The sequence below is a fragment of the Halomonas ramblicola genome (assembly GCF_030409215.1).
Taxonomy (GTDB): domain Bacteria; phylum Pseudomonadota; class Gammaproteobacteria; order Pseudomonadales; family Halomonadaceae; genus Halomonas; species Halomonas ramblicola.
In genome coordinates this window covers 278,383-295,018 of record NZ_JAUFPL010000017.1, presented here as the reverse complement: position 1 = coordinate 295,018, position 16,636 = coordinate 278,383, and the positions used below count along the sequence as shown (strand labels likewise).

The 16,636-nt window shown below is 70.7% G+C and carries 11 protein-coding genes; 3 read left to right on the top strand and 8 right to left on the bottom strand.

What is annotated here, in order from left to right:
* Positions 1–80 precede the first annotated feature (80 nt).
* The 5 genes from QWY80_RS05760 to xdhA all read right to left on the bottom strand — a co-directional run bounded on the left by QWY80_RS05760 (position 81) and on the right by xdhA (position 8,000).
* Positions 81–1,448, bottom strand: coding sequence for an NCS2 family permease (locus QWY80_RS05760; protein ID WP_290229752.1), 1,368 nt, complete (start codon positions 1,446–1,448; stop codon positions 81–83).
* A gap of 256 nt (positions 1,449–1,704) precedes the next feature.
* Positions 1,705–3,027 (bottom strand): guanine deaminase, encoded by a 1,323-nt coding sequence (gene guaD / locus QWY80_RS05755; protein ID WP_290229751.1) that lies wholly within the window; start codon positions 3,025–3,027, stop codon positions 1,705–1,707.
* A 125-nt stretch (positions 3,028–3,152) separates the two neighbouring features.
* A complete protein-coding gene (xdhC, locus tag QWY80_RS05750) occupies positions 3,153–4,004 on the bottom strand; it encodes a xanthine dehydrogenase accessory protein XdhC (protein WP_290229750.1) in 852 nt (283 codons plus the stop codon).
* Positions 4,001–6,559 carry a xanthine dehydrogenase molybdopterin binding subunit gene (xdhB, locus tag QWY80_RS05745; RefSeq protein ID WP_290229749.1) on the bottom strand — a complete coding sequence of 853 codons (2,559 nt, stop codon included), beginning with the start codon at positions 6,557–6,559 and terminating at the stop codon, positions 4,001–4,003. Before xdhB ends, xdhC begins: the two co-directional genes overlap by 4 nt.
* Positions 6,543–8,000 (bottom strand): xanthine dehydrogenase small subunit, encoded by a 1,458-nt coding sequence (xdhA, locus tag QWY80_RS05740; protein WP_290229747.1) that lies wholly within the window; start codon positions 7,998–8,000, stop codon positions 6,543–6,545. The genes xdhB and xdhA overlap by 17 nt, the downstream gene beginning before the upstream one ends.
* Positions 8,001–8,275: 275 nt before the next feature.
* Here xdhA and QWY80_RS05735 point away from each other — a divergent pair, with 275 nt between their 5' ends.
* The 3 genes from QWY80_RS05735 to QWY80_RS05725 are packed head-to-tail and all read left to right on the top strand — an operon-like array spanning position 8,276 to position 11,902.
* Complete coding sequence (locus tag QWY80_RS05735) at positions 8,276–8,950, top strand: TetR/AcrR family transcriptional regulator (RefSeq protein ID WP_290229746.1); 675 nt, start codon at positions 8,276–8,278, stop codon at positions 8,948–8,950.
* A 7-nt stretch (positions 8,951–8,957) separates the two neighbouring features.
* The gene (gene hrpB, locus QWY80_RS05730) at positions 8,958–11,390 is read left to right on the top strand and encodes an ATP-dependent helicase HrpB (protein ID WP_290229745.1); all 2,433 of its coding nucleotides are present in this window, start codon (positions 8,958–8,960) and stop codon (positions 11,388–11,390) included.
* Positions 11,391–11,443: 53 nt separating this feature from the next.
* The gene (locus QWY80_RS05725) at positions 11,444–11,902 is read left to right on the top strand and encodes a YchJ family protein (RefSeq protein ID WP_353960439.1); all 459 of its coding nucleotides are present in this window, start codon (positions 11,444–11,446) and stop codon (positions 11,900–11,902) included.
* Positions 11,903–11,953: 51 nt separating this feature from the next.
* Here QWY80_RS05725 and QWY80_RS05720 read toward each other — a convergent pair whose 3' ends face one another.
* The 3 genes from QWY80_RS05720 to hutU form a co-directional block, all read right to left on the bottom strand.
* Positions 11,954–13,300 carry a Na+/H+ antiporter family protein gene (locus tag QWY80_RS05720; RefSeq protein WP_290229744.1) on the bottom strand — a complete coding sequence of 449 codons (1,347 nt, stop codon included), beginning with the start codon at positions 13,298–13,300 and terminating at the stop codon, positions 11,954–11,956.
* Between the two features lie 76 nt (positions 13,301–13,376).
* Positions 13,377–14,912 carry a histidine ammonia-lyase gene (gene hutH, locus QWY80_RS05715; RefSeq protein WP_290229743.1) on the bottom strand — a complete coding sequence of 512 codons (1,536 nt, stop codon included), beginning with the start codon at positions 14,910–14,912 and terminating at the stop codon, positions 13,377–13,379.
* Positions 14,913–14,938: 26 nt separating this feature from the next.
* Positions 14,939–16,633, bottom strand: a complete 1,695-nt coding sequence (hutU, locus tag QWY80_RS05710) for a urocanate hydratase (protein ID WP_290229742.1) — start codon at positions 16,631–16,633, stop codon at positions 14,939–14,941.
* Positions 16,634–16,636: the final 3 nt, after the last annotated feature.

The window sequence follows — 16,636 nt, the reverse complement described above, 5'->3', positions numbered from 1 at the left end:
CTCGACGTCAGGCAGAGCCGATCCCGCCACGCGACACGGCAGCCCGAGGGCTGCCGTGTCGCGTTTCCGGGGGCGGGGGCTCAGGTGGTGGCCAGCAGCACCACGCAGAGCGCGGCGGAGACCCACATGGCCGGCTTGATCTCGCCGAACCTGCCGGTGAACAGCTTGATCAGCACGAAGGAGAGGAAGCCGAAGGCGATCCCCAGGGTGATGGAGTAGGTGAGCGGCATCAGGATGATCGCCAGGAAGGCCGGGAAGGCCTCGTCGTAGCGGCCCCAGTCGATCTTGGCGATCGGCGACAGCATGAACAGCCCCACCAGCACCAGCGCGGGGGCCGTGGCGATGCCCGGCACCAGCGAGAGCAGCGGCGACAGGAAGAGGAAGGGCAGGAACAGCAGGGCGATGGTCACCGCCACCAGGCCGGTGCGCCCGCCCTGGGCCACGCCGGCGCCGGACTCGATGAAGGTCTGGGCGGCGCTGGTGCCCAGCGGGGCGGCGATCATCGAGGCGAAGGCGTCCACCGTCATGGAGCGCTTGAGGTTGCGCGGGTTGCCGTCCTCGTCCTTGAGGTCGGCGGACTCCGAGAGCGCCATGAAGCAGGACAGCGCATCGAAGAAGTTGGTGAACAGCATCACGAAGATGAACGGCAGGTAGGCGACCTCGAGGGCCCCCCAGATGTCCACTTGCATCACCGCGCCGAAGTCGGGCCAGGCGGCCAGGCCGCTCCACTCCACCATCATCTCGTCGCCCCACAGTCGGCCCATGGGGGCGGCCAGCAGGGTGGTGAGGGCGATGCCCAGGATCAGCGCACCGTTCATGCGCAGGATCACCATGACGGCGGTGGCGATCAGGCCGATGAAGAAGGTCACCAGGCTGGGATCGAAGCTGCCCAGGGTAACCAGGGTGGCCTCGCTGCCGATGATGAAGCCGGCATTCTTCAGGCCGATGAAGGTGATGAACAGCCCGATGCCGCAGGTGATGGCATAGCGCAGCGAGGCGGGTATCGCCTCGATGATCGCCTTGCGCACGTTGAAGACGGCCAGGGTGGCGAACAGCACGCCGGACCAGAAGACGCAGCCCAGGGCCACCTCCCAGGAGAGGCCGGCGCCCAGCACCAGGGTGTAGGTGAACAGGGCGTTCATGCCCATGCCCGGGGCCACCAGGATGGGGTTGCGGGCGTAGAGGCCCATGGCCAGGCTGCTCATGAAGCTGATCAGCACGGTGGCGGAGAGCGCCGCCGAGAAGGGGATGCCGGCATCCGAGAGGATCGCCGGGTTGACCACGATGATGTACATCGAGGCCAGGAAGGTGGCGATGCCGGCCAGGATCTCGGTGCGCAGCGTGGAGCCGCGCCGGCTGACGCCGAAGTATCGATCCAGCCAGTGTCCTTCCGTTGACGACGACGTGCGAAGTGGCTCGCCTGACAGGGAGGAGGTATTGGAGTCCATGGGAAGTACCATTGTTGTTGGTGTGGAGGATGGAATCGTGATTCGCTGAGCAATGTCTTGACCAAATGGTCAATATCGCCTCGGGTACAGCATAGGCAAGAATTGACCGATCGGACAAGTAACGATTTCGTCGAATCGAGGCGCCCTTCGGAGGGGATAAGAGAGGATTCCGAGGCAGCAAAAAATGCCGGAGCCACCCTGTCTCAGGGCAGACTCCGGCCAAGATGCCAACCCCATCATCGGCATTCGGTGACGATCAGGTCGCGACGCGGCGATGCTGGAGGCGGCCGCCGGCCCAGGTCTCGAAGACGCTGCGGTCGTCGCCCATCATCATCAGGGCGAAGAGCGTCTCGGAAAGCGCACGGCAGCGTGCCGTGCGACGGGCCAGCAGCGGCGTGGCCGCCGGGTCGAGGACCACGAAGTCGGCGTCCATCCCCGGCGCCAGGCGGCCGATGCGGTCGTCCAGCGACAGGGCCCGGGCGTTGCCCAGGGTGAGGCCATAGAAGCCCTGCCAGGCGGTGAGGGGCTGGCCGCGCAGCTGGCCGACCTGGTAGGCGGCCTTCAGCGTCGCCAGGCCCGAGAGGTCGGTGCCGCCGCCCACGTCGCTGGCGTAGCTGACGTTCAGCGCCGTGTCGCGGGCCGCCAGGCGGTCGAACAGGCCGCTGCCCAGGAACATGTTGGAGCTGGGACAGAAGGCGAGATTCGCCCCGCGCTCGGCGAGGCGGCCACGCATCTCCTGGTCCAGGTGGATGCCGTGGGCGAAGGTGCTGCGCGGCCCGACGAGGCCGGACCGCTCATAGACCGCCAGGTAGTCGCGGCTGCCCGGGAACAGCTCGGCCACCCAGTCCAGTTCGCCGGTGTTCTCGGCGAGGTGAGTCTGCAGCCAGAGGCTCGCGTCGCTGCGCAGGATCGCGCCGGTGGCGTCGAGCTGCTCGCGGGTGGAGGTGGGGGCGAAGCGCGGGGTCAGGCTGTAGCCGAGCCGCCCCTTGCCGTGCCAGTCGCCGATCAACCGCTCGGTGTCGCGGATGCCGCCCCGGGTGTCGTCGCACAGGTCCTCGGGGGCGTGGCGGTCCATCAGTACCTTGCCGGCCAGCATGCACAGGCCGCGCTGGTGGCTGGCGGCAAGGAAGGCGTCCACCGAGGCGGGGTGGCTGGAGCAGAACACCTGGGCGGTGGTGGTGCCGACCCGCAGCAGTTCCTCGAGGAAGGCCTCGGAGAGCGTCGCGGCGTGCTCCGGGTCGGAGAAGCGCAACTCCTCGGGGAAGGTGTACTCGTTGAGCCAGTCGAGCAACTGGCGGCCATAGGAGGCGATGATCTCCAACTGCACGTAGTGGACGTGGCTGTCGATGAAGCCGGGAGTGATCAGCTTGCCGCGATGATCGATGACGCTGATGTCCTCGGGCAGTGCGGGGGCCAGGCGGGCGTAGTCGTCCACGGCGCGGATGCGGCCGTTCTCGATCCACAGGGCGCCATCCTCGTGGTGGCGAAGGCTGCCCGCGGCGGGAACGTCGCCCTCGCCGGGATCGGCATCGAAGCTCAGCAGTTCGGCGCGCAGCAGGCGCGAGTCGGTCTTGGTCATGGTCTCGGACTCGTCTCGATCTATGGCACCGGGGCTTTCCCGGCGACAGGCCTGCCTTCCCCTCTTCGGCCTGTCCCCGGGCCCCTGTGGCATTGGGAATTTTGGGGTCTATCCCCATAGGGAACTTAGGAAAACAGGCGGCGCAGTTCGGCCGGATCGAGGCCGCGCTGGTCGGGGCGCTGGTCGGCGGCCATCAGCGGCAGCAGCTCGGCGAGGGCGGCGATGGCGATGGCATAGGGCGTCTTGTCGCCCCCCGTTCCGCCGGCGGCCATGCCGATGGGACAGCGCACCCGGGCGAGTGCCTCCTCGTCGTGGCCGGCATCGCCCAGCCGCGAGCGGAAGCTGGCCCACTTGCTTTTCGAGCCGATCAGGCCCAGGGAGGCGATGTCGTCGCGCGCGAGCAGGGCATCCACCAGGGCCCGGTCCTCGGCGTGGTCATGGGTCAGCACCAGGGCGTGGACGCCGGCCGGCAGGGCCGCCACGGCGGCCTGGGGATCCGGGCTGTGGTGGCACGCCAGCCGCGGCTGGTCGCCGGCCCAGGCGGGGAAGGCGTCGTCCCGGCTGTCGTGCCACAGCACCCGCCAGGGCAGCGGGGCGGCCAGGCGCACGAGCTCGCGACCCACGTGGCCGGCGCCGAACAGCGCGAGCGCCGAGGTGCTGCCGGGAAAGACCTCGATCAGCACGTTGACGAAGCCGCCGCAGCACTGGCCGCTGCGCCCGCCCAGGGCGAAGGCCTCCAGGGCGATGCCGGTCTCGCCGCGGGCCAGCCGCTCGCGGGCCGCTTCGATGGTCTGCCACTCGAAGTTGCCGCCGCCCAGGGTGTCGAACACCGCGTCCTCGGTGATCACCATCCGCGCCCCGGGTTCCCGGGGCGTGGAGCCGGCGCTGGTCACCTGGGTGACCAGCGCATGGGGCACCCCGTCGCGTTGCAGGCGGTGCAGGGCGGCGTGCCAGCTCTCGGGGCGTGCGGTCATCATGCGTCTCCCGTATCCGTCGCCAGCGGCCAGGGGTTGTGCCGGGAACGCAGCGCCTCGGCGGCGAGCAGGACCCGCTCCGGGGTGGCCGGGGTGTCGAGCCGTGGCGCCTCGCGGTAGTCGGCGAGGCTGGCCAGGGCGTCGCGCAGCGCCGACCAGACGCTCATGCCGAGCATGAAGGGCGGCTCGCCCACCGCCTTGGAGCGGTAGATGCTGGCCATGGAGTTGGGGTGCCCCTCCAGCAGGGCGACATTGAACACCGGCGGCAGGTCGCCGTAGGTGGGGATCTTGTAGGTGGCCGGGCCGTCGGAGATCAGCCGCCCGGCGTCGTTCCACTTGAGCTCCTCGCTGGTCAGCCAGCCCACGCCCTGGATGAAGCCGCCCTCGACCTGGCCGAGGTCGATGGCCGGGTTCAGGGAGTCGCCCACGTCATGCAGGATGTCGACCCGGTCGACCTGGTACTCGCCGCTCAGGGTGTCGACGCTGACCTCGGCCACGGCGGCGCCGTGGGCGTAGTAGTAGAAGGGGCGCCCCTTGCCGGTCTCGCGGTCATAGTGGATCAGCGGGGTGGCGTAGAAACCCTTCTCGGAGAGCGAGATGCGGGAGAGATACGCCGCCTGCACCAGCTCGCCCCAGGGAATGCGCCGCTCGCTCTCGCCAACGCCTGCCACCAGGTGGCCGGCCTCCAGGCGCATGCCCTCGCGGTCGAGCCCGCCCAGCTCGGCGCCGAAGTGCTCACTGGCGAAGTCGAAGAGGCGCTCCTTGAGCCTCACGCAGGCGTCGCGGGCGGCCTGGCCGTTGAGGTCGGCGCCGCTGGAGGCGGCGGTGGGCGAGGTGTTGGGCACCTTGTCGGTGCGCGTGGCGGTGATGCGCACCGTCTCCAGGTCGAGGCCGAGCTCGCGGGCCACCACCTGGCAGATCTTGGTGTGCAGCCCCTGGCCCATCTCGGTGCCGCCGTGGTTGATCATCACGCTGCCGTCGGCATAGACGTGCAGCAGGGCGCCGGCCTGGTTGAGGTGCTTGGCGGTGAAGGAGATGCCGAACTTCACCGGGGTCAGCGCCAGGCCCTTGCGAACGATGGGGCTTCCCGCATTGAACTCGGTGATGGCCCGGCGGCGGGCCCAGTAGTCGCTGCTCCGTTCGAGGCGCTCGACCAGCTCGTGGAGCAGGGCGATCTGCTCCACCGTCTGGCCGTAGTGGGTGACGTTGCGGCCCTCACGGTAGAGGTTGCGCTTGCGGATGGTCAGCGGGTCCTCGCCGATCCGGCGGGCGATGTCGTCCATGGCCGCCTCGATCACCATCATGCCCTGGGGGCCGCCGAAGCCGCGGAAGGCGGTGTTGGAGGCGGTGTGGGTACGGGCGCGATGGCCGGTGACCCGGGCCGCGCCCAGCGAGTAGGCGTTGTCCGAGTGGAACATGGCGCGGTCGACGATGGCCTCGGAGAGGTCCGGCGAGTAGCCGCAGTCGCCGATCACGGTGATCTCGCCGCCGAGCAGCACGCCGCGGGCGTCCACGCCCAGCCGGTAGCGGTTATGGAAGGGATGGCGCTTGCCGGTGACGCGCATGTCCTCGGCGCGGGGCAGGCGGATGCGGGCGGCACGCCCGGTGCGCCGGGCCACCAGGGCGGCGATGCAGGCCCAGGGCGAGGCCTGGGTCTCCTTGCCGCCGAAGCCGCCGCCCATGCGGCGCATCTCCACGGTCACCGCGTGGAAGGGGATGCCCAGCACCTCGGCGACCAGCTTCTGGGTCTCGCTGGGGTGCTGGTTGGAGGTGTGGACCACCACGCCCTCGTCCTCGGTGGGAGTCACCAGGCAGGCCTGGCCCTCCAGGTAGAAGTGTTCCTGGCCGCCGACGAACTGCTCGCTCTCCACCACATGGGCGGCCTCGGCCAGCGCCCCCTCCCAGTCGCCGCTCTGCTGGACATGGGTGGGGCGCACGACCTCCCCGCGCTCGGCGGCGGCCACCGGATCGAGGCTCGCCGGCTGCTCGTCGATCTCGACCACGGCGGCCTGGATCGCCTCGCGGGCGGCGCGGTGGCTCTCGGCGGCCACCGCGAAGAGCACCTGGCCGACGTAGCTGATCTCGTCCTCGACGAAGATCGGGTCGCCGGGGAAGACCGGGCCGATATCGGTATGCCCCGGCACCTCCGTGATCGACACCACGTCCACCACTCCGGGCATGGCCCGCACCTTCTCCAGGTCGAGGCGGGTCAGCCGGCCGTAGGCCACCGGCGAGAGGCCCAGCGCCAGGTGCAGGCAGTCCGCCGGGGCCTTGAGGTCGTCGATATAGGCGGCACGGCCGGTGACGTGCTTGACGGCGCTCTCGTGGGCGCGTGCGCTGCCCGCGCCGCCCTGGCGCAGGTGCGCCGGCATGGCGCCGCTGGCCGTGTCGCGGGCCAGCGGCCCGTCACCCTGGATGCGGCCGCGCTGCTCCTCGCGGACGCGGGCCGATTCCGGGGCCACCTCGGGGGTCGCCTCGACGGCCTGGGCCGGCGCGGTGTCGGGTGCCTGAGCTGGCGCGGCTTCGGGCGCCTGGGAAAGCTTAGTGAGCGTACGCATGGAGCATCACCTCCCGATTAGTGTGGTCTGCCTGCTGTGCGATGACGAGACGCAGCCGCTCGAGCAGGTTGGCGGCGGAGAGCTGGCGATAGTGGGCGCTGCCGCGCACGTCGCTCATCGGCCGGAAGTCGCGGCCCAGGGCCAGGCGGGCGGCCTGGAAGGCGGCGGCGGAGGGGGTGCGTCCCTCCAGGGCGGCCTCCGCTTCCGCGGCCCGCTGGGGGGTGGCGGCCATGCCGCCGAAGGCCAGGCGCACGTCGCGCAGCACGCCGTCCTCCAGGCGCCAGACGAAGGCGCCGAGCACCGCGGAGATGTCGTCCTCACGACGCTTGGACAGCTTCCATACCTTGAGGTGTCGTCCCGCCTGGGAACGGGGCAGGAAGACGGCGCGGATCACCTCGCCCTCGCGCAGGGCGGTCTGCTTGTAGTCGAGGAAGAAGTCGTCGAGGGGCAGCTCGCGCTCGCCCTCCGGGCCGGCCAACCACAGCCGGGAGCCCAGGGCCAGCAGTACCGGCGGGGTGTCGCCGATGGGCGAGGCGTTGGCGATGTTGCCGCCCAGGGTGCCGCGGTTGCGCACCTGGGCCGAGCCCAGGCGGTGCAGCAGATGGGCGAAGGCCTCATGGTGCTCCTCGAGCAGTGGCTCCAGGCGCGAGTAGGTCACGGCGCCGCCGATCCACCAGCCCTCGCGGCCATCGTCCAGGGTGGCCGCCTCGATGGCCTGGAGTTCGGCGACGCGGGTGACGTCCACCACGCGCGCGAAGCGCGCCAGGCGCTGGGTGACCTCGAGCCACAGGTCGGTACCGCCGGCGACGATCGGCGCCTCGGGGTGACGGCGGCGCTCCTCGACCAGTTCGGCCAGGCTGTCGGGCTGGGCGAAGGCCGCCTCGCGGCTGTCGGCGGCCCTGGCCGATGGCTGGGGCGCGGCAGCGTCCAGCCACAGGGGACGCTGTGCGGGATGCTCGGCCATGGTCAGGGCGGCGTCGCGGATCGGCCGGTAGCCGGTGCAGCGGCACAGGTTGCCGCCCAGCGCGGCCTCCAGGCGCTGTGGCGTCAGCGGGGCCGGGGCCTGTCGTTGTTCCTCGTGCAGGGTGAATAGCGACATCACGATACCCGGGGTGCAGAAGCCGCACTGGCTGCCGTGGCACGCCACCATGGCCGCCTGGGCGGGATGCAGGGTCTCGCCCTGGGCCAGTCCCTCCACGGTGACCAGTTGGCAGCCGTGGAGCTGATGGGCGGGGGTGATGCAGGCGTTGGCACTGTGGTAGCGCACCCGGCCGTCGGGGCCGGCCTCGCCGATGGCCACGGTGCAGGCACCGCAGTCGCCGGAGGCACAGCCCTCCTTGGTGCCGGTCTGGCCGAGCGTGTCACGCAGCAACTCGAGCACGCTGGCGTCGGGCGTGACCTCGCAGTGGCGGGGCTGCCCGTTTAGCAGGAAGTCGATCATCGCCTTGTCTCTCTTGTTGGCCGAAGGCTCTTTCGTTGATCGTGTGTCGATCGTGTCGGGGGCTTATCTTGACCAATCGGTCAGGATTGATTTCAGCATGGTCCAGAATCCGTGACAATGCAAGCCCGATATCGAACGGGCGGTCGCGGCTCCCCAGGGCGAGGGGCGCCGGTAACGGGGCGTAGCAGGGGACCGCGGGCTCGGCTCGGGTTTGCACCGCTCAGGGGCGTGCGGCAAACTCCTGCCATCGTTCCATTCGGGCAGGAGTTAGGTTGATGACGCAGCGCGACGCACCCGTCAGGACCAGGGGAGACAGCGGCAACGGTGCCACGCGGGAGCGTAACGAGCGCGAGATCCTGGCCGCCGCCGAGCGGGTCTTCGCCCGCCACGGCTATCGTGGGGCCAGCCTGCAGGACATCGCCGAGCAGGCCGGGCTGCCCAAGTCCAACGTCCTCTATTACATGGGCAGCAAGCGCGGCCTCTACATTCGCCTGCTGGAGCGCATGATGGCGCGCTGGAACGCCCTGCTGGACGATATCAGCGTCGAGGATGATCCGGCCGAGGTGCTCGAGGCCTTCATCCGCAGCAAGATGGAGCTGTCGCGGCGCCATCCTGAGGGGTCGCGGCTGTTCGCCGCCGAGATTCTCGGCGGCGCCCCCTTCCTGCAGGAGTACCTCAGCGGCGAGCTGCGCGACTGGGTCCAGGCCCGGGCGCGGATCTTCGAGCAGTGGGCCGAGCGCGGCCTGATGGATCCGGTGGACCCGGTGTGGCTGATCTTCCTGATCTGGTCGGCGACCCAGCACTACGCCGACTTCGAGGCCCAGGTGCTGGGCATCACCGGCAAGGAGACGCTCAGCGACGCCGACGTGGAGCGGATCACCGCCTTCCTCACCCAGGTGATCCTCAAGGGCTGTGGAGTGCGCTCCCGGGATGACCGGGTCGCCTCCTGAGCCCGCCATGTCCCTGCCCATCGACGCGCACCTCGGCGCGATCCGCGAGGCCCTGGCCGGGCATCCCCGGGCGCTGCTGGTGGCCGAGCCCGGGGCGGGCAAGACCACCCGGGTGCCGCCGGCGCTGCTCGACGCGCCCTGGTGCGCGGACGGCAAGCTGCTGCTGCTGGAGCCCCGGCGCGTCGCCGCGCGGCTGGCCGCGGGCTTTATGGCGGATACCTTGGGCGAACGAGTCGGCGAGACGGTGGGCTATCGGATGCGCGGCGAGAGCCGGGTGGGGCCCGACACCCGCCTGGAGGTGGTCACCCAGGGGGTGCTGACGCGCATGCTCCAGGAGGACCCGCTGCTCGAGGGCGTGGCCGGGGTGATCTTCGACGAGTTCCATGAGCGCAGCCTGGAGGCGGACCTGGGGCTGGCGCTGACCCTGGACGCCCAGTCGGTGCGCGAGGACCTGCGCCTGCTGGTGATGTCGGCGACCCTGGACGTCGAGGCACTACTCGAGACGCTGGGCGGGGACACCCCGGTGGTCGACTGTCCGGGGCGCAGCTTCCCCGTGGAGACCCGCTACCGGGCTCTGAAGAGTCGCGAGGAGGCTACGCCCCAGCAGGCCCGGGCAATCCTCGAGGCTCTCGAGCAGCAGGCCGACGATGCCCTGGTGATCCTGCCCGGGGTGGCCGAGATCCGCCGCCTGGCCCGTGAACTGGCCTCACGGGCCCCCGAGCTGGCGGTGATGGAACTGCATGGTCGACTGCCCCTCGGGGCCCAGCGCCGGGCGCTGCGCCCCGACCCCGAGGGCCGGCGCCGGGTGGTGCTGGCCACGGCGATCGCCGAGTCCAGCGTCACCGTGGATGGCGTGCGCGTCGTCGTCGACGCGGGTCGGGAGCGGGTGCCGGTCTTCCAGCCGAAGAGCGGCCTGACCCGCCTGGAGACCCGCCGGGTCAATCGCGCCAGCGCCGACCAGCGCCGCGGCCGCGCCGGCCGCCAGGGACCCGGCCTCTGCGTGCGGCTGTGGGCCGAGGAGCAGCCGCTCGTGCCCCACGGCGAGCCGGAGATCCGCCAGGCGGACCTGGCGCCGCTGGGCTTCGAGCTGGCCCGCTGGGGCGTCACGGATCCGGCGAGCCTGCCCTGGGTGACCCCGCCGCCCGCCGCGGCGCTGGCCGCCGGGCGCGAGTTGCTGGGGCGGCTCGGCGTGCTGGACGACACCCACCACCTGACCGAGCTGGGCCGGGCGTGCGCGCGCTGGCCGACCCATCCGCGCCTTGCGATGATGCTGGAGCGTGCCGCGGAGTTCCGGGCCCGGCCCCTGGCCTGTGCCCTGGTGGCGCTGCTCGAGGGGCGCGAGCTCGATGCCGAGCGCGACTTGGAGCGGGCACTCGCGGCGCGCCTGGCCTCGCCCCGCGATGACCGCCAGTGGCAGCGCGACGCCCGGCGCCTGGCGGAGATCGCCGGTTGCCGCCTGGCGGCGGCGAGCCTCGAACCGCTCGGCGAGCTGCTGGCGCTGGCCTATCCGGAACGCATCGCCCAGTGCCTGGAGCCTGGCCGCTTTCGGTTGGCCGGTGGGGGGCTGGCGGTGCTGCCCGAATCCCATCCGCTGGCCCATGCCGAGCTGCTGGTGGCCGCCGAGCTCGATGGCCGGGCCGACGGCGCCAGGATCTTCCGCGCCGCCGCGCTCGACCGGGCACGCCTCGAGGCCCTCTATCCCGAGACCGCCGACTGGCGGGCCCGTCTCGAGTGGTCCGACGCCCAGGGGCGCCTGGTGGGCGAGGAGGTGCGCGGCCTGGGTGCCGTGGTGCTGGAACGTCGGTCGCTCGAGACGTTACCGCCCGAGGCGGTGTGCGAGGCGCTTCTCGAGGCGCTGCGGCGCCGCGAGCGGCTGCCCTTCGACGAGGCCGCCGACCAGCTGCGAGGCCGGGTGGCGCTGTTGCGCCACACGCTGGGCGACGCCTGGCCCGACTGGTCGCAGGAGGCGCTGCTCGACGGCCTGGAGACCTGGCTGGCGCCGCATCTCGATGGCGTGACGCGGCTCGACGCCATCGACAGGTTGCCGCTCGGACGCTTGCTGCTCGACGGCCTTGACTGGTCGCTGCGCCCGCGGCTCGACGACCTGGCTCCCGAGCGGCTGACGGTGCCCAGCGGCGCGGCGGTGCGGCTGGACTACACCCCCTGCCTGGAGGGCCGGCCGCCGGTGCTGGCGGTGAAGCTGCAGGAGTGCTTCGGCTGGCAGGCCTCGCCGCGCCTCGTCGACGGACGGGTGGCGGTGCTGCTGCACCTGCTCTCGCCGGCGCGGCGTCCCCTCCAGGTGACCGCCGACCTGGCGAGCTTCTGGGTCAACGGCTATCCGGAGGTGCGCCGCGAGATGCGCGGCCGCTACCCCAAGCACCCCTGGCCCGAGGACCCACTCACCGCCGAGGCCACCGCCCGGACCAAGCGCCGGGGGTGAGCCGTGTCGGCGGCATGCCACTCCAGAGTGCTTGTGAAACGGGAGAACCTTCCATGATGCGACCCACGACCTGTCCCTGCGGCAGCGGCCAGGCCTATGCCGCCTGCTGCGGCCGTTACCACGCCGGTGAGCCGGCGCCGACGCCAGAGGCGCTGATGCGCTCGCGCTATAGCGCCTTCGCAATGAACCTTACCGACTATCTGCTGGCGACCTGGCATCCGGATTTCCGTCCGACGAGCCTGCCGGATGACGACTCGACGGAACGGGTTCGTCTGGAGATCGTCGACACCGAGACGGAGGGGGCTTGGGGGCGCGTGCTTTTTCGCGCCATCTTCCGTGAAGGCCGCCGCTGGAGCGTGATGGAAGAAGACTCAGAATTCGCTCGCAGAGAGGGCAAGTGGATCTACGTCGATGGTGAACCGAGCATCATGCGGTTCAAGCCAGGCCGCAATGCCCCCTGCCCCTGCGGCAGCGGACGCAAGTTCAAGGCCTGCTGCGCGTATAGGCGGTGATAGCCGAACCGGGCCGGGACGGTTCCCGGCCCTTCGCGTGATGGGGGTGGCCTACAGCAGCATGGCGGCGGCCCAGCCGAAGGCGATCAGCGGGATGTTGTAGTGCAGGAAGGTGGGCACCACGCTGTCCCAGATATGGTCGTGCTGGCCGTCGGCATTGAGGCCGGCAGTGGGACCCAGCGTCGAGTCCGAGGCCGGCGAGCCGGCGTCGCCCAGGGCCGCGGCGGTACCCACCAGCGCCACGGTGGCCAGGGGCGAGAAGCCGAAGCCGAGCGCCAGCGGCACATAGAGGGAGGCGATGATCGGGATCGTCGAGAAGGACGAGCCGATGCCCATGGTGATAAAGAGCCCCACCAGCAGCATGACCAGGGCCGCGAGCCCCTTGTTGTCGCCGATCAGCTCGGCGGAGCCGGCCACCAGGCCTTCCACCTCGCCGCTGGCCTGCATCACGCTGGCGAAGCCCGCCGCCGAGATCATGATGAAGCCGACCAGGGCCATCATGCGCATGCCCTCGGTGAAGATGCCGTCCTGCTCGTGCCAGCGGAAGACGCCGCTCATCGACAGCAGGGCGAAGCCGAACAACCCGCCCAGCACCATGGAGCCGGTGATCAGCTGCAGGGCCACGGTGCCGCCCAGGGCCACGGCCAGGGCGCCGAGCTGCCTGGGTGCCAGGTGCGTCGCCGCCTCGGCGGGCGCCTCGTCGCCGTGGGCCAGGTCGCGATCCTGGTAATGACGCGGCTGGCGATAGCTCCACAGCACGGCGACGGCCAGCCCCAGCGCCATGCCGCCGATGGGGATCACCATGGCCAGGGGGACCATCTTGCGGGTCACCTCGAGGCCCAGGGCGGCGCCGCTCTCATTGAGGTTGGCCAGCAGGATGTCGTTGAGGAAGACGGCGCCGAAGCCCACCGGCAGCAGCATGTAGGGGGCGGTGATGCCGAAGGTGATCACGCAGGCCGCCAGGCGGCGGTCGAGCTGCAAGTGGTTCATCAGCTTGAGCAGCGGCGGCACCAGTACCGGGATGAAGGCGATATGCACCGGGATCAGGTTCTGGGAGCTCACCGCCGCGGCGAGCAGGGCCGCCAGCAGGGCGTAGAGGATCGTGCGACGGTTACCGCCCGCCTCATCCAGATGAAAGCGGCGGATCGCCCGGTCGGCCATCAGCTCGGTGAGGCCGGAGCGTGAGAGGGCCACGGCGAAGGCGCCGAGTACCGCATAGGAGAGGGCGACGGTGGCGCCGTCGCCCAGGCCGTCGTTGAAGGCGTCGAGGATATCGGCCAGCGGCATGCCGGCGTAGAGGCCGCCCACCAGGCTGGCGGCGATCAGGGCGAAGACCACGGAGACCCGGGCAAGACTCAGGCCGACCATCACCAGGATGGCGAGTACGATGGCATTCATGGAGGACGCTCTTGTCGTTGGATGCGAATGCGGGGGAGATGCCCCACGGCCCGACGGCCGTGGGGCGCAGGGCGCGTCAGTGGAGGCTCGGCAGCAGGCCGGCGGGCACTAGGTCGCCCAGGGTGCGCGCGGCCAGGAGCTCGGTGGCGGCCTCGATGTCCGGCGCGAAGAAGCGGTCCCGGTCGTAGTAGGCGACGCGCTCGCGCAGGCTGGCGCGGGCCCCTTCCAGGGCCTCGGTGGTCTTGAGTCCCTGGCGGAAGTCGAGCCCCTGGCAGGCGGCCAGCCACTCGATGGCCAGGATGCCGCGCACGTTGGCGGTCATCTCCCAGAGGCGCTTGCCGGCCGCCGGGGCCATGGAGACGTGGTCTTCCTGGTTGGCCGAGGTGGGCAGGCTGTCGACGCTGTGCGGATGGGCCAGCGCCTTGTTCTCGCTCGCCAGGGCGGCGGCTGTCACTTGGGCGATCATGAAGCCGGAATTGACCCCGCCGTGCTCCACCAGGAAGGGCGGCAGTTGGGACATGTGCTGGTCCATCATCAGCGAGACGCGCCGCTCGGTGAGCGAGCCGATCTCGGCGATGGCCAGCGCCAGGTTGTCGGCGGCCATGGCCACCGGCTCGGCGTGGAAGTTGCCACCGGAGATGATGTCGCCCTGCTCGGCGAACACCAGGGGGTTGTCCGACACCGCATTGACCTCCACTGCCAGCACCTCGGCGGCCTGGCGCAGCTGGGTCAGGGCGGCCCCCATGACCTGGGGCTGGCAGCGCAGGGAGTAGGGATCCTGCACCTTGCCGCAATGGGCATGGGAATCGCTGATCTCGCTGCGGCGGCCCAGCAGGTGGCGGTAGGCCGAGGCGGCATCGATCTGGCCCCGTTGTCCGCGCACCTCGTGGATACGCGCGTCGAAGGGGGCACGGGAGCTGAGCGTCGCCTCCACGGTCAGCGAGCCGCACACCGTGGCGGCGGCGTAGAGGTCTTCCGCCTCGAACAGGCCGCGCAGGGCGTAGGCGGTGGAGACCTGGGTGCCGTTGAGCAGCGCCAGGCCCTCCTTGGGGGCGAGCGACAGCGGCGCCAGGCCGGCGATCTCCAGGGCCTGGCGGGCGGGGAGCCATTCGCCCCGGTGGCGGGCCTTGCCCTCGCCGAGCAGTACCACGCTCATATGGGCCAGCGGTGCCAGGTCGCCGGAGGCGCCCACCGAGCCCTTGAGCGGGATATGCGGGTAGACCTCGGCGTTGATCAGCGCCACCAGGGCATCCAGCACCTCGCGGCGGATGCCGGAGAAGCCGCGGGCCAGGCTGTTGACCTTGAGCACCATGATCAGGCGCACCAGGGCATCGTCCATGGCCTCGCCCACGCCGGTGGCATGGGAGAGCACCAGGGAGCGCTGCAGGTCCTCCAGGCGGTCCTTGTCGATGCGGGTCTGGGCCAGCAGGCCGAAGCCGGTGTTGATGCCGTAGACGGTGCGGTCCTCGGCGACCACGCGGTTGACGCAGTCGACGCCGCGTTGGATGGCGGTGTCGGCACTGGCTGGCAGGCTGACCGGCAGATGCGCCTGGTAGACCCGGCGCGCCTGGGCCAGGGTCATCTTGCCGGGTTGGATTTCAATCTGGGACATGATGGAAGTTCCTTGTCGGGCCTCTCTTACTTATCGAGCATCGGCAGGTCCAGTCCGTTCTCACGGGCGCAGGTCTTGGCGATCTCGTAGCCGGCGTCGGCGTGGCGCATCACCCCGGTGCCCGGGTCGTTGCGCAGCACCCGGCCCAGGCGGGCGTGGGCGTCATCGGTGCCGTCGGCGACGATCACCACCCCGGCGTGCTGGGAGTAGCCCATGCCCACGCCGCCGCCGTGGTGCAGCGAGACCCAGGTGGCGCCGCCGGCGGTGTTGAGCAGGGCGTTGAGCAGCGGCCAGTCGGAGACGGCGTCGGAGCCGTCCCGCATCGCCTCGGTCTCGCGGTTGGGGCTGGCCACCGAGCCGGAGTCGAGGTGGTCGCGGCCGATGACCACCGGCGCCTTGAGTTCGCCGTTGGCGACCATCTCGTTGAAGGCCTGGCCGAGGCGGGCGCGGTCCTTGAGGCCCACCCAGCAGATCCTGGCGGGGAGTCCTTGGAACGAAATTCTCTCCCGGGCCATATCCAGCCAGCGGTGCAGGTGCGGGTCGTCGGGGATCAACTCCTTGACCTTCGCATCGGTCCGGTAGATGTCCTCCGGGTCGCCGGAGAGGGCCGCCCAGCGGAAGGGCCCGATGCCCTGGCAGAACAGCGGCCGGATATAGGCCGGCACGAAGCCGGGGAAGTCGAAGGCGTTGGCCACGCCCTCTTCCAGGGCCATCTGGCGGATATTGTTGCCGTAATCGAAGGTCGGCACGCCCATCGCCTGGAAGTCGAGCATGGCCTGGACGTGCACCGCCATGGAGCGCTTGGCGGCCCTGACCGTCGCTTCGGGCTCGGCCTGGCCGCGGGCCACGTAGTCGTCCCAGCTCCAGCCGGACGGCAGATAGCCGTGCAGCGGGTCGTGGGCACTGGTCTGGTCGGTGACCATGTCCGGCTTGACGCCGCGCTTGACCAACTCCGGCAGCACCTCGGCGGCATTGGCGCACAGGCCGATGGAGATCGCCTTGCCCTCGGCGGTGTAGCGCTCGATCCGGGCCAGGGCGTCGTCGAGGTCCTCGGCCTGCTCGTCCAGGTAGCGGGTGCGCAGGCGGAAGTCGAGGCGCGACTGCTGGCACTCGATGGTAAGCGAAGTCGCGCCGGCCAGGCTCGCCGCCAGCGGCTGGGCGCCACCCATGCCGCCCAGGCCGGCGGTGAGGATCCAGCGGCCGGCGAGCTTGCCGTCATAGTGCTGGCGACCGGCCTCGACGAAGGTCTCGTAGGTGCCCTGGACGATGCCCTGGGAGCCGATGTAGATCCAGGAGCCGGCGGTCATCTGGCCGTACATCATCAGGCCCTTGCGGTCGAGCTCGTTGAAGTGCTCCCAGTTGGCCCAGGCCGGCACCAGATTGGAGTTGGCGATCAGCACCCGGGGAGCGTCCTTGTGGGTCTCGAAGACGCCCACCGGCTTGCCGGACTGCACCAGCAGGGTCTGGGTCTCCTCCAGGCGCTGGAGGGTCTCGACGATGGTGTCGTAGCAGGCCCAGTCGCGGGCGGCGCGGCCGATGCCGCCGTAGACCACCAGGTCCTCGGGGCGCTCGGCGACGTCCGGGTGGAGGTTGTTCATCAGCATGCGCAACGGCGCTTCGGTGAGCCAGCTCCTGCAGGAGAGCTCGGGGCCGGTGGGGGCGCCGATCTTACGGCTGGAATCGTGACGCGGGTCGCGGTCGAGGGATTGATGACTGGTCATGGT

Excerpts from the sequence above, each read along its gene's own strand:
- QWY80_RS05760 (WP_290229752.1), bottom strand. The coding sequence starts at position 1,448 with ATGGACTCCAATACCTCCTCCCTGTCAGGCGAGCCACTTCGCACGTCG.
- guaD (WP_290229751.1), bottom strand. The coding sequence starts at position 3,027 with ATGACCAAGACCGACTCGCGCCTGCTGCGCGCCGAACTGCTGAGCTTC.
- xdhC (WP_290229750.1), bottom strand. The coding sequence starts at position 4,004 with ATGATGACCGCACGCCCCGAGAGCTGGCACGCCGCCCTGCACCGCCTG.
- xdhB (WP_290229749.1), bottom strand. The coding sequence starts at position 6,559 with ATGCGTACGCTCACTAAGCTTTCCCAGGCGCCCGAAGCCGCGCCAGCT.
- xdhA (WP_290229747.1), bottom strand. The coding sequence starts at position 8,000 with ATGATCGACTTCCTGCTAAACGGGCAGCCCCGCCACTGCGAGGTCACG.
- QWY80_RS05735 (WP_290229746.1), top strand. The coding sequence starts at position 8,276 with ATGACGCAGCGCGACGCACCCGTCAGGACCAGGGGAGACAGCGGCAAC.
- hrpB (WP_290229745.1), top strand. The coding sequence starts at position 8,958 with ATGTCCCTGCCCATCGACGCGCACCTCGGCGCGATCCGCGAGGCCCTG.
- QWY80_RS05725 (WP_353960439.1), top strand. The coding sequence starts at position 11,444 with ATGATGCGACCCACGACCTGTCCCTGCGGCAGCGGCCAGGCCTATGCC.
- QWY80_RS05720 (WP_290229744.1), bottom strand. The coding sequence starts at position 13,300 with ATGAATGCCATCGTACTCGCCATCCTGGTGATGGTCGGCCTGAGTCTT.
- hutH (WP_290229743.1), bottom strand. The coding sequence starts at position 14,912 with ATGTCCCAGATTGAAATCCAACCCGGCAAGATGACCCTGGCCCAGGCG.
- hutU (WP_290229742.1), bottom strand. The coding sequence starts at position 16,633 with ATGACCAGTCATCAATCCCTCGACCGCGACCCGCGTCACGATTCCAGC.